The sequence below is a fragment of the Achromobacter piechaudii NBRC 102461 genome, from assembly GCF_001571245.1.
GTDB classification, from domain to species: Bacteria; Pseudomonadota; Gammaproteobacteria; order Burkholderiales; family Burkholderiaceae_B; genus Achromobacter; species Achromobacter piechaudii.
Map to the genome: position 1 here is coordinate 257,297 of NZ_BCTK01000007.1, position 24,041 is coordinate 281,337.

A 24,041-nucleotide genomic window follows, 5' to 3' on the forward strand; every position below is an offset into this window, starting at 1 on the left:
CTTATGCTTGACACTCAAGCAAGCGTTTCAAGCGCGGGCCCCCAGGGCGCCGCGTGGCATGCCGACAATTACCTGGCGTCGATGGATCGGGCGCTGCTGCTGTTCGATTTTGACGCCGAGGGCGCGCTGCTCAAGGTCAACGCCAATTTCCTGGCAGCGGTTGGCTATACCCGCGAAGAAGCCTTGTCGCTGCGCCACGACATGCTGTGCGACAGCATGGACGAAGGCAAGGGCATCGCCAGCGGCGAACGCATCTGGACGCGGCTGCGTCGGGGCGAGCACTTTTCCGGTACGTGCCGCTATCGGATGAAGGATGGCAGCAGCCTGTGGATCGAAGCCACCTATCTGCCTTTGGGTGACAAAGACGGCAAGATCAGCCGCGTGTCGGTCGTGTCGCGCAAGTCGATCGCCGACGCCGAACGCCAGGAGGAAGTCCGCCTGCTGCTGCTGGGCATCAACGAAACCGGCAACGCCGTGGCGGTGTCGGGTTGCGATGGCCGCATCGTCTACGTCAACGATGGCTTTCAGCGCATGCTGGGCTTTGCGCGTGGCGATGCGTTGAACCAGGAACTGGGCGAACTGCTGGCGGGCGGCCGCCCGGACGGCGGCACCCGCGAAGAACTGGACCGCCGCATCGCGTGCCGGGAAGGGTTTCACAAGGATGTGCTGGTCTACGACCGCTACGGCAAGCCGCTGTGGGTGTCGGTCATGGCCAATTCCGTATTCGATGAGCGCGGCACGCTCGTCAATATCGTCGATGTGCTGACCGACATTACGCCGACCAAGGTGCACGAGGTGTTGCAACGCCGCGTGTTGCAGGCCATGGTCAACGAGGCGTCGGTGGTCGAGGTCATGAACATGGTGTGCCGCGAGGTCGAGCGGCTGGCGCCGGAAGTGGCCGCCTCTGTCCTGCGCGTGGACGACTCGGGCACGTTGCGGCCGCTGGCCGCGCCCAGCATGCCGGACGCGTATTCGGAAGCGCTGGAGGGCATGAAGATCGGCCCGAACGTGGGGGCCTGCGGCACGGCTGCATTCCTGGGCCGTCCGGTCATCGTGCCGGACATCGCCACCGATCCGCTGTGGGACGACTACCGCCATCTGCCGCTGCCCGAAGACATCAAGGCGTGCTGGTCATCGCCCATCAAGTCGAGCGATGGCCGCGTGATCGGCACCTTTGGCTTCTATTTCCGCGAGCGGCGCCTGCCGGATGATTTCCATCATCGCCTGGTCGATGTGTGCGTCTACCTGTGCGCGCTGGCGCTGGAGCGCGAGGAAGCGCGCGCCCGCATCCGGCAATTGGCGTTCTATGACGAACTGACGGGCTTGCCGAACCGCAACCTGTTGCTGGCGCAGGCCGAGCAGTCCATTGCGCGCGCCGAGCCGGAACGCAAGCGGGTGGCGGTGCTGTTCCTGGACCTGGACCGCTTCAAGCAGGTCAACGACACGCTGGGTCATCCGATCGGCGACGCGTTGCTGCGGGATGTGGCGCAGCGCCTGCGCCGCCTGGCGCGCGCCACGGATATCGTGGGCCGCCTGTCTGGCGATGAGTTCGTGATGTTGATGCCGGACTTCGAGCACGGCCGCCTGACCGCCGCCGCCGAGCATATCCTGGTGGCGCTGGCGCAGCCGTTCTCGGTGGGCGGCGTGACGCTGAACCCGTCGGTGAGCATCGGCATCAGTGTGTTCCCGGAAAACGGGCGCGACATGGATACGTTGCTGCGACACGCGGACATGGCGATGTATCAGGCCAAGACGGCGGGGCGCAACCGCATTTCGTTCTTCAGCGCCGAGATGAATCGTCAGGCGCAGGAACGGCTGGCGCTTGAGGCCGCTTTGCGCGATGCGCTGGAAGCGAAGGCGCTGCGTCTGCACTATCAACCGCAGGTGGGGTTGAAGAATGGCAGCCTGTACGGAGTGGAGGCGCTGGCGCGTTGGCGGCATCCGACGCTGGGGGATATTTCCCCGGTGCGCTTCGTGCCGCTGGCCGAGGAGTGCGGGCTGATCGGTGATCTTGGCGACTGGGCGTTGCGCGAGGCGTGTTCGCAACTGGCGATCTGGCGCAGCAATGGCTTGCGGGTGCCGTCGGTGTCGGTGAATTTGTCGGCCACCAATTTCCACAATCTGAATCTGCCTCGGATGATCGCGGCGACGTTGGCTGAGTTTGGCCTGGCGCCGGCGGATCTGATGTTGGAGATTACCGAAGGGGTGGTGCTGGATGCGACGGCGGGTACGTTGCGCACGATTGCGGAGTTGCATCGCTTGGGGGTGCGCTTGTCGATGGATGACTTCGGGACGGGGTATTCGAGCCTGGGGCATTTGCGGCGGCTGATCGTGGATGAATTGAAGCTGGACCGCAGCTTTGTGCAGGGGCTTGAGAGTGATGATGCGGCGCGTGCGTTGACCAGTGCTGTGATTCGGATCGGGGAGAGTTTGAGTCTGCCTGTGGTGGCGGAGGGCGTTGAGAATGAAGAGCAGCGGCGGTTTTTGATCGAGCAGGGGTGTGCGGCGGGGCAGGGGTTTTTGTTTTCGCCGCCGTTGCCGGCTGGGGAGTTGGAGGAGTGGTTACGGGGGAGGTAGCTGCTTTTTTGGTTTTTAGCTTTTGCTTTTGCTTGTGGCGTGTTCGGTTCTGTTGACGCCCGGCGCGGCGGCGTCGCGGGGCGGGCGGGTCAACGATTGCGGTCCGGAGCCTTCGCTCCGGACTGCCCCTTCGTCATCCTCGTTGCCGCCTGCGGCGGCTGCCTTCGGATTCCCTCGGGCGCATCGACTCCCCGCCCACCCCGCGCCACCACCACGCCGGGCTGCGTCGTCGAAGAGGGACGGGGGCGGGGGTGGGTGGGGTTCTTCTGGGTTTTTGAGGGGCGGCGGGGGGTGAGGGAAGGTCTTGCGGGGCCCGCCCCAGGTCGGCCGCGCGGGCGGCCTTTTGGGGCTTACGCGGTGGGGGTGCGTCGGGGCGTTGCTGGGTGGTGGGGGGGGCGTTCTGTGTGGGGGCCGGTGGGTCTGCGGGGCGTTTGTTCATGCTGGGGTGCGGCCGGCTTGGTTTTTGATTGATTTACTTCGATGGTTGCCTGGTCATCGGGGTTTGTGTGGACCGCCGTTCCTGGCGGATTTGGGGCGTGTTCTCGCCCCTTGCGATTGCCTCGTGGTCTGGCGTCGCGTTTCGGGCTTCTGATTCTTCGTTCTCATGCCGTCGCCGCGCCGCGCGCGCGGCCGGATTTTCGTGGGCGTCGCCTGGCCTTCTCTCTTGCGGCTGGCTGCGCGGCGGTGTCCCTTTTTTCTTTTTGCCTAATAGCTTTCCCGCATTTGCGTACCCTGTGCTTCGGGTATATATTTCAAGCCTAAACTATCCAGACCTAAATATCCGCGGCGCCCCGCTCCCGATAAATGAGCGACTGTCGCGTACCTCGGAGCGTATACGGCAATGAAAATAGTCTGCATCGGCGGTGGTCCCGCCGGCCTGTATTTTGGTCTGCTCATGAAGTTGCAGAACCCGGCCAATGAAGTGACGGTCATTGAGCGTAATCGTCCGTATGACACGTTTGGATGGGGTGTGGTGTTTTCGGACGCCACCATGCAGAACTTGCGCGAAGCAGACCCCGTTTCCGCTCAGACCATAGGCGATGCGTTCAACCATTGGGATGACATCGACATCCATTTCAAGGGCCGCAGCATCCGCAGCAGCGGCCACGGCTTTATCGGCATTGGCCGCAAGAAGCTGTTGAACATCCTGCAAGCGCGCTGCGAGGATGTGGGCGTGAAGCTGGTGTTCGAGAATTTCGTGCAGGACGATCAGACGATCGCCCGCGAGTACGACGCCGATCTGGTCATTGCTTCGGACGGCATCAACAGCCAGATCCGCACCCGTTACGCCGACACCTTCCATCCCGATATCGATCAGCGCCGCTGCCGCTTTGTGTGGCTGGGCACGAAGAAGGTGTTCGACGCTTTCACCTTTGCGTTCGTGCAGACCGAGCACGGCTGGTTCCAGGCGCATGCGTATCGCTATGAAGACGGCATGTCGACGTTTATTGTCGAGACGCCCGAAGAGACCTGGCAGGCGGCCGGTATCGAAAAGATGAGCCAGGAAGAGGGCATCGCGTACTGCGAAAAGCTGTTTGCGCCGTGGCTGGATGGCAATGCGCTGATCAGCAACGCCACGCACTTGCGCGGCTCGGCCATCTGGATTCGTTTCCCGCGTGTGATCTGCAATACCTGGGTGCACTGGAATACGCTGGAGACCGCGCGCGGTCAGCGGCGCGTGCCGGTCGTGCTGATAGGCGATGCCGCGCACACCGCGCACTTTTCGATCGGTTCCGGCACCAAATTGGCGCTTGAGGATTCCATCGAACTGGCGCGCTGCCTGAGCGGCGCCGAAGGCAGCGTCGAGGCGGGTCTGAAGCACTACGAAGAAGTGCGCAGCGTGGAAGTGCTGAAGATCCAGAACGCCGCGCGCAACTCCACTGAATGGTTCGAGAACGTCGAGCGTTACGCCGAGCTGGAACCCGAGCAATTTGCCTATTCGCTGTTGACCCGTTCGCAGCGTATCTCTCACGAAAACCTGCGCTTGCGCGATCCGCTCTGGCTGGAAGGCTTCGAACGCTGGATCGCCGAACGCGCCGGCGCGCCGGCAGCGCCGGGTCAACGGCCTGCCATTCCGATGCTGACGCCCTATCAGGTGCGCGGGGTGCGCTTGAAGAACCGCATCCTGGTCTCGCCGATGGCGATGTATTCGTGCACGGACGGCGTGCCGGGCGATTTCCACCTGGTGCACCTGGGCGCGCGCGCCATGGGCGGCGCGGGGCTGGTCATGGTCGAGATGACCTGCGTGTCGCCGGACGGCCGCATCACCCCGGGCTGCCCGGGCTTGTGGAACGACGAGCAGACGCAGGCGTTCGCCCGCATCGTGAATTTCGTGCATGGCAATAGCGATGCGCGCATCGGCGTGCAGCTGGGCCATGCGGGCCGCAAGGGTTCCACGCAGCTGGGCTGGCAGAAGATCGACCATCCTCTGGCCGAAGGCAATTGGCCCTTGCTGTCGGCGTCGGCGCTGCCCTATATCGAAGGGGTGTCGCAGACGCCGCGCGCGATGACGCGCGCCGACATGGACGATGCGCGCGACAACTTCGTCGCCGCCGCCCGCCGCGCCGAGGCGGCCGGCTTTGACTGGCTGGAATTGCACTGCGCCCACGGCTACCTGTTGTCCAGCTTCATCTCGCCGCTGACGAACCACCGCGAGGACGAGTACGGCGGCAGCCTGGAAAACCGCCTGCGCTTCCCGTTGGAAGTGTTCAAGGCCGTGCGCGCCGTGTGGCCCGAAGACAAGCCCATGTCGGTGCGGATCTCCGCCAGCGACTGGGTCGAAGGCGGCATCACCGCCGATGACGCGGTGGAAATCGCGCGCTACTTCAAGGCGGCGGGCGCGGACATGATCGATTGCTCGTCCGGCCAGGTCAGCAAGGAAGAAAAGCCCGTCTATGGCCGCATGTTCCAGACCCCGTTCGCCGACCGCGTGCGCAACGAGGCAGGCATCCCGACCATCGCAGTGGGCGCGATTTTCGAAGCCGACCATGCCAACGGCATCATCGCCTCGGGCCGTGCCGACCTCTGCGCGCTGGCCCGTCCCCATCTGGCGGACGCCTCGTGGACGTTGCGCGAAGCCGCGCGCGTGGGCTATCGCGACGTGGCCTGGCCCAGCCAGTACTTCGCGGGCAAGCGCCAGCTGGAAACCAACTTTGAACGCGCCGCCGCCATGGCGCAACTGGATATCAAATGACGAGTCTTGCGCAACCGTTGGCCGGACGCCATGCGCTGGTGACGGGCGGGGCGCGCGGCATCGGGCTGGCCAGCGCGCGCGCGCTGCTGGCGCGCGGCGCGCGCGTGACACTGCTGGGCCGTGACGGCGCGGCGCTGGACGCCGCCGTGGCGGATCTGGCGGGCCTGGGGCAGGTGCAGGCGGTCAGCGCCGACATCGCCGACGAGGCGTCCACGCGCGCCGCGTTCGCGCAGGCCGAAAGCGGCTTCGGCCCGGTGCTGGTGCTGGTGAACAACGCGGGGCAGGCCGTCAGCCAACGCTTTGACCGCACGGACGCCGCGTTGTGGCACCAGATGATCGCCGTCAATCTCACCGGTACGTTTCACTGCATCCAGGCCGCGCTGCCCGGCATGCTGCAAGAAAAATGGGGCCGCGTCATCAACGTGGCCAGCACGGCCGGCCTGATCGGCTACGGGTATGTCAGTGCTTACTGCGCCGCCAAGCACGGCGTGATAGGGCTGACGCGCTCGCTGGCGCTTGAGACCGCGCAAAAGGGCATTACCGTCAACGCCGTCTGCCCGGGCTATACCGAGACCGACATCGTGCGCGGCGCGGTCGCCAACATCGTGGACAAGACCGGCATGACGCCGGACGCCGCGCGCGCCAAGCTGGCCGAGCGCAACCCGCAGGGCCGTCTGGTACAGCCCGAGGAAGTGGCCGAGACCGTCGCCTGGCTGGCCTTGCCGGCATCGGCTTCGGTCAACGGACAGGCGATCGCCGTGGACGGCGGCGAAGTGATGACCGGCTGAGGCCGGCGCCCCATCAACCCCTGGATAAAGAACGGAGACACCATGAGCACGCAGTCCGAAGAACACACCATGAAGCACCACAAGCGTCCGATGGCCGGCTATCAGGCCAAGACGTTTTTGTGGGAGGTGTCCGCCGACGGCAAGATTGGCACCGTCACGCTGAACCGGCCCGAACGCAAGAACCCGCTGACGTTCGATTCCTACGCCGAACTGCGCGACCTGTTCCGCTCGCTGGTGTATGCCACCGACGTGAAGGTGGTGGTGGTGACCGGTGCGGGCGGCAACTTCTGCTCGGGCGGCGACGTGCATGAAATCATTGGCCCGCTGACCAAGATGAGCATGCCCGAACTGCTGGACTTCACCCGCATGACGGGCGATCTGGTCAAGGCGATGCGCGCCTGCCCCCAGCCCATCGTGGCGGCGGTGGACGGCGTGTGCGCAGGCGCGGGCGCCATGGTGGCGCTGGCAGCCGACATGCGCCTGGGCACGCCCGCCGCGCGCACCGCTTTCCTGTTCACCCGCGTGGGGTTGGCGGGCGCCGACATGGGCGCTTGCACCTTGCTGCCGCGCATGATCGGCCAGGGGCGCGCCTCTGAATTGCTGTACACGGGCCGCGCAATGACCGCCGACGAGGGCGCAAGCTGGGGCTTCTTCAACGCGCTGCACGAGTCGGCCTCGCTGGCCGAGGCGGCGCGCACGCTGGCCGCACAACTGGCCGCCGGCCCGACGTTCGCGCACGGCGTCACCAAGAAACTGCTGCATCAGGAATGGAACATGGGCGTGGACGAGGCCATCGAAGCCGAAGCCGAGGCTCAGGCCATCTGCATGCAGACGCGCGACTTCCATCGCGCCTACGAGGCCTTCGTGGCCAAGCAAAAGCCGGTCTTCGAGGGGAACTGATGATGCGTGATGCAAGCTGGCTGGACTGGCCTTTTTTTGACGACGCCCATCGCAAGCTGGCGCACGAGGTCGATGCCTGGTGCGAAACCGAGTTGGGGCACGTGGACCATCACGACGCCGACGCGGCCTGCAAGAAGCTGGTCAAGGCCATGGGCCAGGCTGGCTGGCTGCGCTATGCGGTAGCGGGCGGCCCGGGCGGCGCCTGGGGCGGAGCCCTGCCCGAAGTCGATTCCCGCGCCGTGTGCATCCTGCGCGAAACCTTTGCCCGCCACGAAGGGCTGGCGGACTTCGCGTTCGCCATGCAGGGCCTGGGCAGCGGCGCAATCTCGCTGATGGGCTCGGACGAGCTGCGCCAGCGTTACCTGCCGCGCGTGGCGCAAGGGCAGGCCATCGCCGCCTTCGCGCTGTCGGAACCCGATGCGGGCTCGGACGTGGCCGCGCTGGCTTGCGAGGCCAAGCTCGATGGCGATCACTACGTGCTCAACGGCGCCAAGACCTGGATTTCCAACGGCGGCATCGCGGACTTCTACGTGGTCTTCGCCCGTACCGGCGAGGCCCCGGGCGCGCGCGGCATCAGCGCCTTCGTGGTCGATGCCGACACGCCGGGCTTCGAGGTCAGCGAACGCATCGAACTGATCGCGCCGCACCCGCTGGCGACCATCACGTTCGATAACTGCCGCGTGCCGGTGTCGCATCGGTTGGGCGAGGCGGGCCAGGGTTTCAAGCTGGCCATGATGACGCTCGACATCTTCCGCGCCTCGGTGGCGGCGGCCGCGCTGGGTTTCGCCCGCCGCGCGCTGGATGAAGGGTTGGCGCGCGCCAAGTCGCGCCGCATGTTCGGCCAGACGCTGGCCGACCTGCAACTGACGCAAGCCGCGCTGGGCGATATGGCCACGGCCATCGACGCCTCGGCGCTGCTGACGTATCGCGCCGCGTGGATGCGCGACGTGCAAAAGCTGCGCACCACGCGTGAAGCAGCGATGGCCAAGATGACGGCCACGGAATCGGCGCAGACCGTGATCGACCGCGCACTGCAGATGTTTGGCGGCGCGGGGGTGGTGTCGGGGATGCCGGTGGAGAAGCTTTACAGGGAAATCAGAGCGCTGCGTATTTACGAAGGCGCCACCGAAGTGCAGAAGTTGATCATTGCCCGTGAATTGCTGAAGTCCTAAGGGGCCATCGAGCCCTCGACCCTCAGCGTAGAAAACCACACCGCACCGCACATCCAAGGGGAATTTCATGGAAGTATCCGCCCACATCGACACCTTCGCCCGGGACAATCTGCCCCCGGGCGAGCAATGGCCTGAATTCCTGCTCGATGGTCCCGACGTGGCCTATCCGAAGCGGTTCAATTGCGCCGTTGAATTGGTGGATGCCATGGCCGAACGCGGCTTTGCGGATCGCGTCGCGCTGCGCTGGCGCGATGGCGACAAGCAGGCCACGATGACCTACCGGGAACTGGCCGCGCTGACCAACCGCATTGCGCGCGTGCTGACCGAAGACATGAAGCTCGTGCCCGGCAACCGCCTCCTGCTGCGCGGGCCGAACAATCCGATGATGGCCGCCGCGTGGCTGGCGGCGATCAAGGCCGGCCTGGTGACGGTGCCCACGATGCCGCTGCTGCGCGCCAAGGAGCTCAAGCAGATCATCGAGAAGGCGCAGATCCAGGCAGTGCTGTGCGATGCGCGCCTGAAGGAAGAAGCGCGCTTCTGCGCCGAGCCCGGCCACGAACATTTTTGTTCCGGGCTGACGCAGGTGATGTACTTCAACGACACCGCGCCCGATGCGCTGGACGCACTGGCCGCGGCCAAGCCCGACGATTTCGACGCCTGCGACACGGCGGCCGACGACGTCTGCCTGATCGCCTTCACCAGCGGCACGACGGGTGCGCCCAAGGGCTGCATGCACTTTCACCGCGACGTGCTGGCGATGTGCGACCTGTTCCCCAAACACGTGATCAAGCCCGGCCCCGACGACATCTTCTGCGGCACGCCGCCGCTGGCTTTCACGTTCGGCCTGGGCGGGCTGCTGTGCTTTCCGTTGCGCGTGGGCGCCAGCACGGTGCTGGCTGAAAAGCTGTCGCCGGAAAGCCTGCTTGAACTCATCCAGGACTTCCGCGCCACCATCGTCTTCACTGCGCCCACGTTCTATCGCCAGATGGCCGCGCTGGTTGGAAAATTCGATCTGACTTCGCTCAATAAGAGCGTGTCGGCTGGCGAGGCGCTGCCCGATGCGACGCGCCAGTTGTGGAAGCAGGCCAGCGGCATCGAAATGATCGATGGCATCGGCGGCACCGAAATGATCCACGTGTTCGTGTCCAGCCCGCCCGAAGCCGTCAAGCGTGGTGCGATCGGCAAGGTCGTGCCCGGCTATGTGGCGCAGGTGGTGGACGACGACATGAACCCGGTGCCCAATGGTACGGTCGGCCGTCTGGCCATCAAGGGCCCCACGGGCTGCCGTTATCTGGCCGACGAGCGCCAGCGCCGCTTCGTGCAGAAGGGCTGGAACCTGCCCGGCGATACCTTCATGCAGGACGACGACGGCTATCTGTATTACCAGGCGCGCAATGACGACATGATCGTCTCGGCGGGCTATAACATCGCCGGCCCAGAAGTGGAAGACGCGCTGCTGCGCCACGAAGCCGTGGCCGAATGCGGCGTGGTCGGTGCGCAGGACGAAGAACGCGGCCAGTTGGTCAAAGCTTTCGTCGTGCTCAAGCCGGGCTTCAGCGCCAGCGACGCGCTGGTTGCCGACATGCAGGCGTTCGTGAAGGCCAGCATCGCACCCTACAAATATCCCCGTGCCATCGAATTCGTGGCCGCGTTGCCCCGCACCGAAACGGGCAAGCTGCAACGCTTCGCGCTGCGCAAGATGGCTTGAATCGGCAAACAGGAAATCATCATGGCCGCAGCATTCACCAGCCAGGTAGAAGTCCGCTTCCGTCATTGCGACCCGGCGGGCATCGTCTTCTACCCGCGCTACTTCGAAATGATCAATGACTTTGTCGAGGAATGGTTCGACAAGGGCATGGGTCTGCCGTTTCACGCGCTGCACGTCGAGCGCCACATCGGCACGCCGATGGCGTCGGTGACCTGCGATTTCAGCGCGCCCAGCCGCTGGCATGAACGCCTGCGCCAGACGCTGGAAGTGCAGCGCATCGGCGGCGCGTCCTTCAAGGCGCTGGTGCGCTTTGAAGGCCCTGATGGACAGTTGCGCCTGTCGGCCACGCTGACGATCGTGACGGTGGATTTACGGACGATGAAGTCCATGCCCATGCCTGCGGACCTGCGGGAACGCATGCAGGCTTATCTGGTTCCCGCGGCCTGAGGCCACGAGACCACCCTGTCGTTTGTTTTTTATAAATAGGATGAGACGTTATGAAGATTCTGCAACCGCCGGATTGGATGGCGCCCCGGGGCTATTCGAATGGTGTGCTCACCGAAATGACGGTGGGCAGCAAGCTCGTGTTCGTGGGCGGGCAGGTGGGGTGGAATGGGCAGCAGCAATTCGAATCGGATGACCTGGCGGACCAGGTCCGCCAGACGCTGTCGAACATTGTCGCCATCCTGGCCGAAGGCGGCGCCAAGCCCGAGCACATTGTGCGCATGACCTGGTACGTCACGGACAAGGAAGCCTATGTGGCCGCCTATCCGGCCATCGGCAAGCACTACCGCGAATTCATCGGACGGCATTTCCCGGCCATGACGGCCGTGGAAGTGGCCGATCTGGTCGAGGACCGCGCCAAGGTGGAAATTGAAGTGACGGCCGTGGTGCCGGCAGCCTGATCGGGGTTTATCCCCTTAGCCTTGCGCACGCCGCGTCTCGCGCGGCAGTTCTCCAAACCGTTCCCGGTAGTACTCCGAGAACCTTCCCAGATGTCCAAACCCCACGCCCAGCGCGACTTCGGTCACGCTGGCGTGGGCGTTCGTCTTGAGCTTCTGCCTTGCCGTGTCCAGCCGCAGCGCGCGCAGCGCGTTCATCGGCGTGGTGTCGCGGTGTTCCTGGAACAGGCGGGTCAGGGCGGTGGCGCTGGCGCCCGCATGGCGGGCGATGTCAGTCAGCGTCAGGGGCGCGGCCAGATGCTCGCGCATGTACGACTCGGCCAGCGTCAGGCGGCGCGGCACGCTGGGCGTTTGCCCCGCCTGCGCCTGCCAGCTGTTGGGCTGGTTGTAGAGCAGGTGCAGCACCAGGGTGTCTTCAAGATGTTCCAGCCACGCGGCGGGCGGACGCAGCGCGCCGTCATCCAGCGTGGGCAACAGATGAATCATGCTGGTGACCATGCTGCGCCACGCGGCGCCGACCGGGTTGTCCAGGCGCAGGGCGGGACTGAAATCCAGCGGCAGCGTGGCGGCGTCGCCAAAGGCGCGGCGGCCGATGGCTTCGAGCTTGCCACGCGGAATCTTCAACAGCAGTTGTTCGCAACCGGCTTCCCAGTGCAGGCGCAGCGGACGGTTGGGCGCGATGACGGCGGCGCAGTCGGGGTGGGCATCGACCTGGTCGCCGCCGCATTCGATACGCGCGCGGCCCCGCAGCGGCACTTGCACCAGCATGAAATCCTGGAGGCGGTCGGGTTCGATGTGGACTTCGGCGCCGTAGCGCAACGTACAGACGGTCAGCGAGCCGAAGCGGCCCCGGTTCAACTCGGCGTCCACGCGGCCGCCTTTCCAGGTCAGCCGGTGTTCCTTCAGCGCTTCGGACACGCGCGTGCGTGTCTCGTCCTGTTGGGTGGAGCTGAACACGCGCCGCTTGAATAGCGGCGCCAGTTCGAGTCGGGACCAGCCGTGCATGGATGCCTCCGGGACGGGAACGCTCCCGTATCTGGGGCCAGAATAAATTAATCGTCCAGCGTTTGGAATTAAGTGAATCCCGGATAAGCCTGGGCGGAATCGGATAGAGCCTTGCGGCCGGGCGGCATACGCTAGCCGCTAGGCCCTCCCGGCTATTGGAGGGCGTCGTCACGGCGCGTAAGCTTGGCGACTTTGATCGGCGGCATGCGTGTACCGACGGCAGACGGGATCTGTCAGCTTTGCGCCAGCGTGGCTGGCGGCGACATCGAAGGTGGCCCATGAATCGAAATCTCTGGAGCCGGCGCGCGCTGGCGGCGCTGGTCTGCATGTCCGCCATGGCGGGCGCCCAGGCGGAGGACAAGGTCAAGGTAGGTTTGCTGACGACGTTGTCCGGCCCGGGCTCGGCGCTGGGCAATGAGATCCGCGACGGCTTCAATCTGGCGCTGCAACATACGGGCGGCAAGCTGGGTGGGCTGCCGGCCGAAGTCATCGTGGCCGACGATCAGCAAAAGGCGGACACGGGACGCCAGGCGGTTGAACGGTTGCTCAAGCGCGACCGCGTGGATGTCATGACCGGCATCGTGTTCTCGAACGTGCTGCTGCCCGTAATGCCCGCCATCCTGCAATCGAACACGGTGTACCTGAGCACCAATACCGGCCCCGAAAACTACGCGGGCGCGGGCTGTAATCCCAACTTCTTCGCGGTGGCCTGGCAGAACGAGGACATCCCCGCCGCCATGGGCAAGTACGCCACGGACCAGGGCTACAAGCGCGTGGCGCTGATCGCGCCCGACTACCCGGGCGGACGCGAATCGCTCAACGGCTTCAAGCGGCTGTACAAGGGCGGCTTGTCCGAAGAGATCTACACGCAGCTCGGGCAGTTGGACTACGGCGTCGAGCTGACGCGGCTGCGCGCCAGCAAGCCGGACGCGGTGTTTTTCTTCCTGCCGGGCGGCATGGGCGTGAACTTCATCAAGCAATTCAATGGCGCGGGCCTGTCGCAAGACATCGCGCTGTTGGCTCCCGGTTTTTCGGGCGATGAAGACACCATCGCGGCGGTGGGCGCGCCCATTGCCGGCATGCGCAACACCTCGCAATGGGCGGCCGATCTGGATAACCCGGCCAATCGCAAATTCGTCGAAGACTTCAAGAAGACCTACAAGCGCACGCCGACGCTGTATGCCTCGCAAGGCTATGACGCCGCCATGCTGCTGGACAGCGCGGTGCGGCAAACGGGCGGCAAGCTCGATGCCGACGCGCTGCGCCCGGCGCTGCGGCGCGCGGACTTCAAATCGGTGCGGGGCGACTTCAAGTTCAACCGCAACCAATACCCCATCCAGAACTACTACCTGCGCGTGGTCGAGGCCGGCGCGGACGGCAAGCTGGCCAACAAGCTGTCGGGCACGGTGCTGACGCAGTACCAGGACCCCTTCGCCGCCGCCTGCCAGATGAAATAGGCAGCTTGCAACACAGGAGAATCACATGACTGAACAGATCACGACGCGCGAGGTGACCGTTCCCTCGCACGATGGCAAGACCTTCAGCGCCTACCTGGCCGTGCCCGCCTCGGGCCATGGCCCCGGGCTGGTGCTGTGCCAGGAAATCTTCGGCGTGAACGACTTCATGCGCCGCGCCGCGCAATTGCTGGCCGAGGAAGGCTACGTGGTGCTGGTGCCTGACCTGTTCTGGCGTCAGCAGCCCGGCATCCAGCTGACCGACGGCCCGGCCGATATGCCGCGCGCTTTCGAGCTGTACAAGGGTTTTGACGTCGAACAGGGCTTGAAAGACATCGCCTCCACCATCGCCTTGCTGCGCGAGCTGCCCGAACAAGAGGGCGGCGTCGGCGTGCTGGGCTATTGCCTGGGCGGCAAGCTGGCCTATCTGGCCGCCTGCCGCACCGATGTGGACGTGGCCGTGGGTTATTACGGCGTCGGCATCGAAGACAGCCTGGACGAAGCCGCCAACCTGCGTGGCCGGCTGGTGCTGCACATCGCCGAGCAGGACGGCTTCTGTCCGCCCGCCGCGCGCCAGCGCATCCTGGACGCGCTGGGCGGCAAGCCCGGCGTCGAGCTGTACGTGTACCCCGGCATGGATCACGCCTTTGCGCGCACGGGCGGCGATCACTACGACAAGCCGTCCGCGCTGATGGCGCACCAGCGCAGCATGGCCGCGCTGCAACGCGCCATCGGCCCCGAGTTCGATTATTCCGCCCTGTGGGACAAGCACTGCGAATACGAATTCGGCACGCGTGACGTGGCCGCCACGATGGCGACCATGGTGGCTGAGCCCTACGTGAACCACATCCCCACCATGACGGGCGGCGTGGGCCACAAGGAACTGTCGCGCTTCTACCAGCACCACTTCGTCAACGGCAACCCGCCCGACACGCGCCTGATCCCTTTGTCGCGCACCGTGGGCGCAACGCAGATCGTGGACGAACTGCTGTTCTGCTTCACACACACGACCGAGATCGACTGGATGCTGCCCGGCGTGCCGCCCACGGGCCGCACGGTCGAAATTCCCTTGCTGGCCGTGGTGAAGTTCCGGGGCGACAAGCTCTATCACGAGCACATCTATTGGGACCAGGCCAGCGTGCTGGTGCAGGTGGGGCTGCTGGACCCCACCGGCCTGCCGGTGGCCGGCCGCGAGACCGCCGCCAAGCTGCTGGATGAAACCCTGCCTTCCAACACGCTGATGGCGCGATGGAAGGAAAGCGAGAACAAGTAGGAGCGCAACATGTCTTACACCGAAGAACAACTGTCCGCGATGGTGCGCGGCGACAGCGTGCACCGCGGCGTCTACACCGATCCGGCCATCTTCGACCTGGAGATGCAACGCATCTACGGTCGCGCCTGGATCTATGTGGGCCACGAAAGCCAGGTGCCCAAGACGGGCGACTATCACACCACCCGCGTGGGCGATCAGGACGTGCTGATGGTGCGCGCCTCGGATGGCCGCGTGCACGTGCTGTACAACCGCTGCCCGCACAAGGGCGCCAAGGTGGTGGCAGATGGCGAAGGTTGCGTGGGCAAGTTCTTTCGCTGCCCTTACCACGCCTGGACCTTCAAGCTGGACGGCAGCCATCTGGGCGTGCCGCTCAAGCAGGGGCTGGAGGGCACGTCCTATGACCCCACCGACCCCACGTTTTCGATGCGCCGTCTGGCGCGCGTGGAAAGCTATCGCGGTTTCGTGTTCGCCAGCCAGGCCAAGGAAGGCCCGGCGCTGACCGACTTCCTGGGCGGCGTGCGCTCGTCCATCGACAACCTGTGCGACCGCTCGCCGGTGGGCGAGGTCGAAGTGGCGGGCGGCATTTTCCGGGTGATGCAACGGTCGAACTGGAAGGTGTTCTACGAGAACCTGCACGACACGATGCACGCTCGCGTGACGCACGAATCGTCATACGCCGCCGCCCGCGACGAGGCCAAGGAAATGGGCGAGATGCCGCTTGAGCTGCACATCATGGACGGCAACGGCGAGCCCTACGAGTTCTGGGAAAAGCTGGAGCTGCGCGCCTACGAAAACGGCCACGGCTATATGGAAGGCATCTTCAACCCCGGCGCGGCCGAACGCGACCCGGTGTCGCGCGCGCATTTCGAAACCTTGACGGCAGCCTACGGCGAAGAGCGCGCGCGCGAAATCCTGGGCATGAACCGGCACAACACGGTCATCTACGGCAGCGGCTCGCCGCATACGGTGTTCCAGCAATTCCGCGTGATCCGCCCGATCGCCGTGGACCGCACGCTGATCGAGATCCAGACGTTCCGCTGCAAGGGCGCGCCGGACGGCGTGTTCAAGCGCGCCATGCTGTACGCCAACGTCATCAACTCGCCCTCGTCCAACGTCATGCCGGATGACATCGAGCTGTACAACCGCTGCCAGGAAGGCAACGCCACGCGCGGCGGCGACTGGGTCAGCATGCACCGCTACCACGGCAGCGACCGCAGCGACGCGGATGGCATGGTGTCGGTCAACGGCACCAGCGAACTGCCCATGCGCAACCAATTCCGCGCGTGGAAGACCTACATGGAAGCCGGCGCGGCGTCGAACACGCCCGCCACGGGAGAAGGCGCATGCTGCTAGACCTGGATTTCGATGTCGGCACCGCCGATCTGGCGCCTGCCGACGTGCCTGCCGACGCGTATCACCGCATCGCGCAATTCCTGTACCGCGAGGCGCGCCTGCTGGATGAACGGAGCTACGAACAATGGCAGGCGTTGTGGACCGAGGACGGCATGTACTGGATGCCGCGCGTGCCCGGCCAGCAAAGCCCCTACGACCATATTTCGCTGTTCTGGGAAGACCGCATGTTGCGCGACGTGCGCATCCGGCGGCTGGAGCATCCGCGCAACTGGTCGCAGCAGCCGCCCACGCGTAGCGTGCGGCTGGTGGGCGGCGTGCAGGTCGAAGGCGTGGACGCGGGCGGCAACCTGGTGGTGCATTCCGCGTTCCAGATGACCGAGTGGCGCAAGCGCCAGCCGCGTCAGCTGGCTGGCCGCTACACGCACAAGCTGGCCGCCGAGGGCGACAGCTGGCGCATCCGCATGAAGCGCGTGGACCTCGTCAACTGCGACGACGTGCACGACGTGTTCGAGGTCTTCGTCTGATGTTGGCGGACACTGCGGTGCTGGCGCTGCACTATCAGAACGACGTGCTGCATCCCGACGGCAAGATCCGGGTTGGGCTGGACGCGGACAACGGCGCGCGCCAGCGCCTGCTCGACAACGCGGCCGCCTTGCTGCAAGGCGCGCGCACGCGGGCGCTGCCCATCGTGCACGTGCGCATTGCGTTTCGTCCCGACTACGCGGACCTGCTCGCCAATTGCGACATCTTCCGCAACGTGGCGAGTATCGGTGCGGTGCCCGAGGGGCAGTGGGGCAGCCAGTTCTACGACGGCTTGCAGCCGCTGGCCGCGAGTTCGACCGAGTTCGTCGTTAAGCACACCCGCATCAGCGCGTTCTACGGCACGCCGCTGGAAGAGACGCTGCGAGTCATCGGCGCGCGCCGCTTGGTAGTGGCGGGCGTGGCTACGCATTCGGTGGTGGAAGGCACGGTGCGCCATGCCGCCGACATCGGCTTCGAGGTGATGGTGGCGCAGGACGCCTGTGCGTCGGCCGACCTGGCGGTGCACGAGGCCTCGCTGGCCAGCATGCGGCTGATTGCGCAAACCGGCTCGGTGGCGGATGCTCTGCGCTGGGCCGCTGTGCCGCACTGAACAAGGATTTTCCATGGATTTTTCAGGCTTCCCCGGCTTGGCCGGCAAGACCGCCATCATCACCGGCAGCACGCAGGGACTGGGCGCGGATATCGCGCGCGGGCTGGCGGCGGCAGGCGCCAACGTGGTGCTGGTGGGTCGCAACGCGCAGGCCGGCCTGGCGCTGGAGCAAGAACTGGACGGACGCTCGCTCTATTGCGAAACCGATATCGGCAACGACGCGCACATCCAACGCTGCATCGACGCCACGCTGGCGCGCTTTGGCCGCCTGGATATCCTGGTGAACAACGCCTGCCAGTACGCCGACCGTGGCCTGGCGTCATCGCGCGAGGAATGGCACGCCACGCTGGACACGAACCTGGTGTCCGCCGCCATCTTCACGCAGTTGGCCGCGCCGCATCTGCCGCGCGGGGGCGTGGTGGTGAACATGGGCAGCACGGGCGGCAAGTTCGGCGCGGCCGGGCGCGCGCTGTATCCGGCGTCCAAGGCAGCGATGTTGCAGATCACCAAGAACTTCGCGGTAGAGCTGGCGCCGGCCGGCGTGCGGGTGCTGGCGGTGTCGCCGGCCTGGACGTGGTCGCCGTCCGTCGAGCAGCTATCGGGCGGATCGCGCCAGGCGGCGGACGCCGTGGGGGCCCACTTTCATCCGTTGGGCCGGGTGGGGTCGGGCGAGGAGATCGCCGCCGCCGTGTGCTTTGCCTGTTCGGACGCGGCGTCGTGGATGACGGGCGTGGACCTGCCGGTCGATGGCGGCTTTTCCATCCTGGGCCCTGACCGTGGCATCTCGCCGCGCGTGTGGTTCAAGGAGCTGGGGCCGTCTTGATGGGCGTGGCGGTGGCGTAAAAAAGCCGCGTCGGCCATCAGTATGGCAACGACGCGGCGGTATTGCTGTCAGCGGATGACGATCTCGCCTTCTTCCAAACCGGCCTTGCCGCCGATCTGGTCTTCCAAAAATTCCTGCACCTTGTTGCCCAGCTGAATCTTCGCGCCGCTGCAAAAGCGGCGCGTGGCTACGACGGTGGCGGTGTGCAGCGGTTGCAGGTCGCGCACCAGCTGCGCTTCTTCCTGATCCAGCTCCAGCAGGTCGCCGCTGAGTTTGACGTGCGTGTTGCGGGCCCGGTCCACCACGTCGCCCGGCGCGCGTTGCGGATTGGCCTGCAGGAACATCAGCAACTGCTCAAGCTTGGCCTTTTCCTCGTTCATCTTCAGGCGCTTGCGGGTCAGGGCCGAGCGCTTGATGTCGGCGTGCGGATCCAGACCGGCCTGGACCAGCGTGGGCATGCCGGAGGGCGATCCGATCGTGCCGGCGCGCACGGCGTTCAGCGCGCGGATCTGGCCGCCAGTGATTGCGCTTTGCTGCGTGTTGGGCGGACCCACCTGAACGCTGCCGCCTGCTGCGATGCTGCTCTGGCGGATCTCGCGCTCGACCTCGACGTCTTTGCCGGCGCTGATGATGGCGTTTTCGATGAACTTCGCGCGCAGGATGCCGCCACAGACGATGTGAGCGGTGCGGGCGGTGGCGGTGGGGTCCTGCAAGGCTTCCGCCATGCCGATGATGCCGCCCTTGACCGTGACGCTGCCGCCGGCCTCGACCAGGGCGGCTTCGATGGTGCCATTGACGACGACGTCACCGGTGACGCGCACTTCCATCGTGGCGGCGATGTCGCCGCGCACCTGTAGCGAGCCTTCGAACGTGATGTTGCCGGTGGACAGGTCGACGGCGTCCACCTCGACCATCGGGTTCACCTGCACGCCGTGGCTGATCAGCGTGGGCGTGCCGGCGATGGTGGCGCGCAGCAGCAAGGGGTCTTCAGGATCGACGGCGACGCCGGAGAGTTCTTTGGAGAACGGCGTGTCGGGCAATTCTTCGGGCAGCACCGGCTCGCCCAGCACGTTGATGCCGTCCACGCCGGGCAGCGGCGGGATGCGGCGCATCAGCGGCGTACCGGGCGACACCAGCAGCAGGCTGCCCAGATCGCGGTAGTCCACCTGCGCCAGCTCATCGATTTCCTGCGCGCGCGGCTTCAGACGGTCCAGCAGGCTTTCGAAGCGGGTGGGGGTGCCGCGCGTGGGCGGCGTGCCTTGCGCGATCAATACGGTGTTGCTCGCGCCTTTTTCCACGGCCTCCACCAGCGCCTGGTCCAGCACGCCGTGCACGATGCCGCGGTCGACTACCGCCTGGCGCAGCATGTCCAGCGTGACCGGTTGGCCGCCTTTGGGCGGGTGCAGCGTCAGCAGCGCCGTCATGCGGGTGGGGTCCAGTTCCAGCTCGAACGCGCCGTCCACCACCATGCCCACGGGAAAATGAACCGGTTCGGCTGCGGTGCGGCAGCGGTCGATGAAGGCCAGCACGGCGTGGTTGTCCAGCGCCTCGGCGCTCCAGCCCTGGGCGACGGCAGCGGCGGTCAGCGATTCCCAGCTGGGCAGGTTCGTATTGATCGTGGGGGCAGGATCGGCTTCGACGGCCAGGTCGGCGTCGGCTTGTTGCGCGTCCTCGCCATTGGCTTCGCCGTCGCCGGCGGCCGGCGGGGCGTGGTCACTAGGAGAAGGGTCGGGGCGTGGGGGAGGCGTGTAAATAGCCGTCAGGACGTTGGTGCTGGTCTCCAGCACCAGCTGGAGCGTGTTTTCTGCGTCCATCTTTGCCTCTCCATGCCCGGCACGTGCGGCCAGGTTCATTCATTTGGAAAATAATCGAAATATTACGACATATTAGCCTGCGCGTCCGCCGTATGCCCTAGGTATGTCCCCCAGGTTCCCAGAGCGCGGTCGCGGGGTCGCAGGACTAGGACGTAGGGCCTAGCGACAAACCGGAGCGACCGCCGCAGCATAGGGGCTCGCCAACGCGTCTGCGGACGCCGCCGGAGCCCCAACCATGGACCCTCGACACCGAACCATCCCGCTGGCCTTCAACGCCTTTGTGGCGCGCGCCGGTGGCATGGCGGTGCTGATGGCCCTGGCGTTGGGCGCTCTGGCGCTGGCGCCCGCGCGACCCGCGCAGGCCGCCGAGATCTACCGCTACAAAGACCCCTACGGCGTGTGGCGCGCGATGAAGGTGCCTACCGGCTACGCCAAGCATTACAAGCGGGCGCAGACCCGCGCGGCGTGGCGCGGCAATGGCCTCAAGGTCTGTCTGGAATGCGCGCCGCAGGCAGGCGACGGCGCGCGGCTGGCGGCGCTGGGTCCGACCTCGCGCGCGCTGCGCTGGGGCGAGGCCAAGACGCCCACCGCGCACGATGGCCTGATCGAACGCGCCGCCAAGGATTCCGGCGTGGATCGGGCATTGCTCACGGCGGTCATCGCTATCGAATCCGGGTTTCGCAGCGACGCGCGTTCGCCCAAGGGCGCGCTGGGTCTGATGCAGCTGATGCCGTCGACGGCAGCGGCTGTGCTGGCGGTGGACGATATCGAACGCGCGCTGGTCGACCCGGCCACGAATGTGCAGGCAGGCTCGCGCCACCTGCGCCGGCTGATCGACCAATATCCTGGCCGCCTGGATCTGGCGCTGGCCGCGTACAACGCAGGCGAAGGGGCGGTGCGCAAATACGATGCCGTGCCGCCGTATGCCGAAACGCAGGCGTATGTCAGGGACGTGACCGCCCTGTACGAACACTACAAGACGCCCTGAGCAAGACAGGCGCCCGGCTTGCGGCCCGGCGCCCTGGCTCATCTTCAGAGAGAGGCGAAGACTTTTTCGGCGATATCCAGCGTGGACTGGATGACCGCGTCGTCGTGCGTGGCGGACACGAAGCCGGCTTCGAAGGCCGACGGCGCGAAGTGCACGCCGTGGTCCAGCATGGCATGGAAGAATCGGTTGAACGCAGCCGTGTCGCATTTGGAGACTTCGGCGAACGACGTGGGCACCGTGTCGCTGAAGTAGATGCCGAACATGCCACCCACCGAGTCCGCCGAAAACGGCAGGCCGGCGGCGCGGGCGCGCGCTTGCAGGCCTTCGGCCAGCTTGGCGGTCTGGGCCGACAGTTTTTCGTAGAAGCCGGGCGCGGCGATCAGGCGCAGCGTGGCCAGGCCGGCAGCCACGGCCACCGGGTTGCCCGACAGCGTGCCGGCCTGATAGACGCTGCCCAGCGGGGCGATGTGTTTCATCACTTCGGCGCTGCCGCCGAAAGCGCCCACCGGCATGCCGCCGCCGATCACCTTGGCCAGCGTGGTGATGTCCGGCTTCACGCCAGTCAGACCTTGCACGCCTTGCGGGCCCACGCGGAACCCCGTCATCACTTCGTCGAAAATCAGCAGCGCGCCGTGCTGGGTGCAGACCTCGCGCAGCCCTTCGAGAAAGCCCGGCGCGGGCTTGATCAGGTTCATGTTGCCGGCGACCGGCTCCACGATGATGCAGGCGATGTCGGCACCATGCTGGGCGAAGGCTTCGCGCACGGCATCCAGGTTGTTGTATTCCAGGGTCAGCGTGTGCGAGACGAATTCGGGCGGCACGCCGGCCGAGCTGGGGTTGCCGAAGGTCAGCAGGCCGGACCCGGCCTTGACCAGCAGGCTGTCCGAGTGGCCGTGATAGCAGCCTTCGAACTTCACGATCTTGGCGCGGCCGGTTGCGCCGCGCGCCAGCCGGATCGCGGTCATGGTGGCTTCGGTGCCGGAGCTGACCAGGCGCACCTGTTCCAGCGAGGGCAGGCGCGAAATCAGCACTTCGGCCAATTCGATTTCAGCTTCGGTGGGCGCGCCGAACGACAGGCCGTTGACGGCGGCATCCTGCACCGCGCGCACGACTTCGGGATGCGAATGGCCCAGGATGGCGGGGCCCCACGAGCCCACGTAATCGATGTACTGCTTGTCGTCCGCGTCCCATACGTAAGGGCCTTGCGCGCGCTTGATGAATCGCGGCGTGCCGCCCACGGAGCGGAAAGCGCGCACGGGCGAATTGACGCCGCCGGGGATGCTGCGGCAGGCGCGGTCGAAAAGCTGTTCGTTACGGGACATGGCGGTCAGGGCTTGCGTAAAGGGTTGACGGAATAGGGCGCCGAGCAGGCGGCAGCGGCCGCGCGGATGCTGGGCGCTTCGAAAAGCGCGGTGATGACGGCGATGGCGTCGGCGCCGGCCTGGGCGACCAGCGGCGCGTTGTCGGGCGTGATGCCGCCGATGGCGACGACGGCGGGCCGGGGCGCGTCGCGCTCATCGACCAGACGGCGGGCCTCGGTCAGCACGGACAGCGGCGCGCGCACGGTGTCGGGCTTGACGGTGGACGCGTACATGGCGCCGAAGGCGATGTAGTCCGCGCCGGCGTCCAGCAGTTCACGCGCCCGGTTGAGGTCGTCGTAGCTGGAGCCGCCCAGGATCAGGTCCGGGCCGGCTTCGGCGCGGATGCGCGCCAGGCTTTCGTCGTCGCGGCCGACGTGTGCGCCGTCTGCGCCGACGTCCAGCGCCAGGCGCCAGTCGTCATTGATGAGGAACACCACGCCCAGCTCGCGGCACAGCGGCGCCAGCGCGCGCGCCTGTTCGGCGCGCACGGCGTCGGGCACATTCTTGCGCCGCAGTTGCAGCGAACGCATGCCGCCTTCGGCAGCCTTGCGCACGGCTTGCAGCAGGCGGTCGGTGTCGTCCCATTCGGGGGTGACACCATACAGGCCGGAAGGAAAGCGCAGCGGTTTCATTGCGGTTGGATCCGATTGGGAATGCGCCGGCCCATGCCGGGCAGGAAGCTGGCGGCGACCGAGGCGTCGGCGTGGGCCAGGCCCTCGCGCACCGCTTCGGGCATTTCCAGTCCGCGCGCCAGCATGGCGGTGATGGCCGTAGCGGCCAGGCCGCCGGCATCGCCGTTGCGGTCGGGCGGGGCCTGCCATGGCCAGGTGTGCGTCTGGCCGCTGGGGCCCAGCAGCACGTTGGCGAAGTGGCCGGGGCGCTGCGGGCTGCCCAACACCAGCACCCACTGGGCGCCGGCCGCCACCAGGGCGTGCATGGGCGAAGGTGCGTCCCCGATATCGATGTCGCCGTCGGCGTGCCACTGCGCCAGCCGCAGGTGCTCGATGACCAGCAGATTGGTCTGCGGCAGCACCAGTTCCAGGGTGGCGGCCAGCAGGTCGTCGGCTTCGTCTTCGTCGGCGGCGTCGGCCGGCAACGGAGCGCGCTGGCCCAGATGCAGCACCAGCGGCACCTGGCTGTAATCAGCGGCCACCTGCGCGGCCACGCTGGCAGTTTCGGCGGTGTATAGTCCGCCCACCTTGATCGCCTGCACGGACATATCTTCCAGCAGGCAGCGTGCCTGGTCGTCCAGCAGGTCGGGCGAAACGGGATGGATTTCTTCGATGCCGGCAGTGTCCTGCACGGTCAGTGCGGTCACGGCCGCGAGGCCATGACAGCCCAGGCGGGCGCAGGTGACGGAGTCTGCGGGCAGGCCGTCGGATCCCGAGGGATCGAACGGGCCGAAGACCAAAACGAGAGGGGGGGTAACGGGGGCCACGTGGACAGCGCTTGAGCTTTAGCGGAGTACCCGGACTCATTTTGAGGTGAATCAGGGGAACCCCTATTGGGTTTCGGTAAGATTGTCCCCATTCTAATGGAAGCCCCCCACCTTTGCCCCGACGCGGGGAACCGGGTCGGGATTTGATGTAAGAGAGAAC

The 24,041-nt window shown here is 66.1% G+C and carries 20 protein-coding genes; 15 read left to right on the forward strand and 5 right to left on the reverse strand.

The genetic code is table 11. The features are described 5' to 3' along the window. The first annotated feature begins 3 nt into the window (after positions 1–3). The 8 genes from API01S_RS18935 (at position 4) to API01S_RS18970 (ending at position 11,243) form a co-directional block, all read left to right on the forward strand. A complete protein-coding gene (locus tag API01S_RS18935; protein WP_254598410.1) occupies positions 4–2,577 on the forward strand; it encodes a sensor domain-containing protein in 2,574 nt (857 codons plus the stop codon). Positions 2,578–3,418: 841 nt separating this feature from the next. Continuing rightward, entirely contained in the window at positions 3,419–5,770 is a 2,352-nt protein-coding gene (locus API01S_RS18940; RefSeq protein ID WP_061305805.1) for a bifunctional salicylyl-CoA 5-hydroxylase/oxidoreductase, read from the forward strand. Continuing rightward, entirely contained in the window at positions 5,767–6,558 is a 792-nt protein-coding gene (locus API01S_RS18945) for an SDR family NAD(P)-dependent oxidoreductase (RefSeq protein WP_050730921.1), read from the forward strand. Before API01S_RS18940 ends, API01S_RS18945 begins: the two co-directional genes overlap by 4 nt. A gap of 42 nt (positions 6,559–6,600) precedes the next feature. Next, positions 6,601–7,458 carry an enoyl-CoA hydratase family protein gene (locus tag API01S_RS18950; protein WP_050730922.1) on the forward strand — a complete coding sequence of 286 codons (858 nt, stop codon included), beginning with the start codon at positions 6,601–6,603 and terminating at the stop codon, positions 7,456–7,458. 2 nt (positions 7,459–7,460) lie between these two features. Further along, positions 7,461–8,630, forward strand: a complete 1,170-nt coding sequence (locus API01S_RS18955) for an acyl-CoA dehydrogenase family protein (RefSeq protein WP_050731003.1) — start codon at positions 7,461–7,463, stop codon at positions 8,628–8,630. Positions 8,631–8,697: 67 nt separating this feature from the next. Beyond that, positions 8,698–10,338 carry an AMP-binding protein gene (locus API01S_RS18960; protein ID WP_050730923.1) on the forward strand — a complete coding sequence of 547 codons (1,641 nt, stop codon included), beginning with the start codon at positions 8,698–8,700 and terminating at the stop codon, positions 10,336–10,338. Positions 10,339–10,359: 21 nt separating this feature from the next. After that, positions 10,360–10,785 carry an acyl-CoA thioesterase gene (locus API01S_RS18965; protein ID WP_006217229.1) on the forward strand — a complete coding sequence of 142 codons (426 nt, stop codon included), beginning with the start codon at positions 10,360–10,362 and terminating at the stop codon, positions 10,783–10,785. Positions 10,786–10,835: 50 nt separating this feature from the next. Next, entirely contained in the window at positions 10,836–11,243 is a 408-nt protein-coding gene (locus tag API01S_RS18970; RefSeq protein WP_006217230.1) for a RidA family protein, read from the forward strand. A 15-nt stretch (positions 11,244–11,258) separates the two neighbouring features. On the opposite strand, the gene API01S_RS18975 is transcribed toward API01S_RS18970, so the two are convergent. Next, positions 11,259–12,245 (reverse strand): AraC family transcriptional regulator, encoded by a 987-nt coding sequence (locus API01S_RS18975; RefSeq protein ID WP_006217231.1) that lies wholly within the window; start codon positions 12,243–12,245, stop codon positions 11,259–11,261. A 278-nt stretch (positions 12,246–12,523) separates the two neighbouring features. Here API01S_RS18975 and API01S_RS18980 point away from each other — a divergent pair, with 278 nt between their 5' ends. Genes API01S_RS18980 through API01S_RS19005 form a run of 6 tightly spaced genes read left to right on the forward strand, consistent with a single transcriptional unit; the run spans position 12,524 to position 18,280 of the window. Continuing rightward, positions 12,524–13,702: an ABC transporter substrate-binding protein gene (locus tag API01S_RS18980; protein WP_050730924.1), complete on the forward strand. Its 1,179-nt coding sequence runs from the start codon at positions 12,524–12,526 to the stop codon at positions 13,700–13,702. Positions 13,703–13,727: 25 nt separating this feature from the next. Further along, positions 13,728–14,972 carry a dienelactone hydrolase family protein gene (locus API01S_RS18985; RefSeq protein WP_050730925.1) on the forward strand — a complete coding sequence of 415 codons (1,245 nt, stop codon included), beginning with the start codon at positions 13,728–13,730 and terminating at the stop codon, positions 14,970–14,972. A gap of 9 nt (positions 14,973–14,981) precedes the next feature. Continuing rightward, complete coding sequence (locus API01S_RS18990; protein WP_006217234.1) at positions 14,982–16,325, forward strand: aromatic ring-hydroxylating dioxygenase subunit alpha; 1,344 nt, start codon at positions 14,982–14,984, stop codon at positions 16,323–16,325. Beyond that, positions 16,316–16,849: an aromatic-ring-hydroxylating dioxygenase subunit beta gene (locus tag API01S_RS18995; protein WP_006217235.1), complete on the forward strand. Its 534-nt coding sequence runs from the start codon at positions 16,316–16,318 to the stop codon at positions 16,847–16,849. Before API01S_RS18990 ends, API01S_RS18995 begins: the two co-directional genes overlap by 10 nt. Continuing rightward, the gene (locus API01S_RS19000; RefSeq protein WP_006217236.1) at positions 16,849–17,457 is read left to right on the forward strand and encodes a cysteine hydrolase family protein; all 609 of its coding nucleotides are present in this window, start codon (positions 16,849–16,851) and stop codon (positions 17,455–17,457) included. The genes API01S_RS18995 and API01S_RS19000 overlap by 1 nt, the downstream gene beginning before the upstream one ends. A gap of 13 nt (positions 17,458–17,470) precedes the next feature. Then, a complete protein-coding gene (locus API01S_RS19005; protein WP_006217237.1) occupies positions 17,471–18,280 on the forward strand; it encodes an SDR family oxidoreductase in 810 nt (269 codons plus the stop codon). A gap of 68 nt (positions 18,281–18,348) precedes the next feature. Here API01S_RS19005 and API01S_RS19010 read toward each other — a convergent pair whose 3' ends face one another. Further along, positions 18,349–20,094 carry a DUF342 domain-containing protein gene (locus API01S_RS19010; RefSeq protein WP_084802460.1) on the reverse strand — a complete coding sequence of 582 codons (1,746 nt, stop codon included), beginning with the start codon at positions 20,092–20,094 and terminating at the stop codon, positions 18,349–18,351. 235 nt (positions 20,095–20,329) lie between these two features. Here API01S_RS19010 and API01S_RS19015 point away from each other — a divergent pair, with 235 nt between their 5' ends. After that, on the forward strand, positions 20,330–21,082 hold the full coding sequence (locus API01S_RS19015) for a lytic transglycosylase domain-containing protein (RefSeq protein ID WP_050730926.1): 753 nt from the start codon (positions 20,330–20,332) through the stop codon (positions 21,080–21,082). 44 nt (positions 21,083–21,126) lie between these two features. Here API01S_RS19015 and hemL read toward each other — a convergent pair whose 3' ends face one another. Genes hemL through API01S_RS19030 form a run of 3 tightly spaced genes read right to left on the reverse strand, consistent with a single transcriptional unit; the run spans position 21,127 to position 23,881 of the window. Then, on the reverse strand, positions 21,127–22,404 hold the full coding sequence (gene hemL / locus API01S_RS19020; RefSeq protein WP_061305806.1) for a glutamate-1-semialdehyde 2,1-aminomutase: 1,278 nt from the start codon (positions 22,402–22,404) through the stop codon (positions 21,127–21,129). A gap of 5 nt (positions 22,405–22,409) precedes the next feature. After that, positions 22,410–23,075: a thiamine phosphate synthase gene (gene thiE / locus API01S_RS19025; protein ID WP_050730928.1), complete on the reverse strand. Its 666-nt coding sequence runs from the start codon at positions 23,073–23,075 to the stop codon at positions 22,410–22,412. Next, positions 23,072–23,881 carry a hydroxymethylpyrimidine/phosphomethylpyrimidine kinase gene (locus API01S_RS19030; protein WP_156329994.1) on the reverse strand — a complete coding sequence of 270 codons (810 nt, stop codon included), beginning with the start codon at positions 23,879–23,881 and terminating at the stop codon, positions 23,072–23,074. Before API01S_RS19030 ends, thiE begins: the two co-directional genes overlap by 4 nt. Positions 23,882–24,041: the final 160 nt, after the last annotated feature.

Coding starts and splice junctions, on each gene's coding strand:
- API01S_RS18935 (WP_254598410.1), top strand. CDS start 4: ATGCTTGACACTCAAGCAAGCGTTTCAAGCGCGGGCCCCCAGGGCGCC.
- API01S_RS18940 (WP_061305805.1), top strand. CDS start 3,419: ATGAAAATAGTCTGCATCGGCGGTGGTCCCGCCGGCCTGTATTTTGGT.
- API01S_RS18945 (WP_050730921.1), top strand. CDS start 5,767: ATGACGAGTCTTGCGCAACCGTTGGCCGGACGCCATGCGCTGGTGACG.
- API01S_RS18950 (WP_050730922.1), top strand. CDS start 6,601: ATGAGCACGCAGTCCGAAGAACACACCATGAAGCACCACAAGCGTCCG.
- API01S_RS18955 (WP_050731003.1), top strand. CDS start 7,461: ATGCGTGATGCAAGCTGGCTGGACTGGCCTTTTTTTGACGACGCCCAT.
- API01S_RS18960 (WP_050730923.1), top strand. CDS start 8,698: ATGGAAGTATCCGCCCACATCGACACCTTCGCCCGGGACAATCTGCCC.
- API01S_RS18965 (WP_006217229.1), top strand. CDS start 10,360: ATGGCCGCAGCATTCACCAGCCAGGTAGAAGTCCGCTTCCGTCATTGC.
- API01S_RS18970 (WP_006217230.1), top strand. CDS start 10,836: ATGAAGATTCTGCAACCGCCGGATTGGATGGCGCCCCGGGGCTATTCG.
- API01S_RS18975 (WP_006217231.1), bottom strand. CDS start 12,245: ATGCACGGCTGGTCCCGACTCGAACTGGCGCCGCTATTCAAGCGGCGC.
- API01S_RS18980 (WP_050730924.1), top strand. CDS start 12,524: ATGAATCGAAATCTCTGGAGCCGGCGCGCGCTGGCGGCGCTGGTCTGC.
- API01S_RS18985 (WP_050730925.1), top strand. CDS start 13,728: ATGACTGAACAGATCACGACGCGCGAGGTGACCGTTCCCTCGCACGAT.
- API01S_RS18990 (WP_006217234.1), top strand. CDS start 14,982: ATGTCTTACACCGAAGAACAACTGTCCGCGATGGTGCGCGGCGACAGC.
- API01S_RS18995 (WP_006217235.1), top strand. CDS start 16,316: ATGCTGCTAGACCTGGATTTCGATGTCGGCACCGCCGATCTGGCGCCT.
- API01S_RS19000 (WP_006217236.1), top strand. CDS start 16,849: ATGTTGGCGGACACTGCGGTGCTGGCGCTGCACTATCAGAACGACGTG.
- API01S_RS19005 (WP_006217237.1), top strand. CDS start 17,471: ATGGATTTTTCAGGCTTCCCCGGCTTGGCCGGCAAGACCGCCATCATC.
- API01S_RS19010 (WP_084802460.1), bottom strand. CDS start 20,094: ATGGACGCAGAAAACACGCTCCAGCTGGTGCTGGAGACCAGCACCAAC.
- API01S_RS19015 (WP_050730926.1), top strand. CDS start 20,330: ATGGACCCTCGACACCGAACCATCCCGCTGGCCTTCAACGCCTTTGTG.
- hemL (WP_061305806.1), bottom strand. CDS start 22,404: ATGTCCCGTAACGAACAGCTTTTCGACCGCGCCTGCCGCAGCATCCCC.
- thiE (WP_050730928.1), bottom strand. CDS start 23,075: ATGAAACCGCTGCGCTTTCCTTCCGGCCTGTATGGTGTCACCCCCGAA.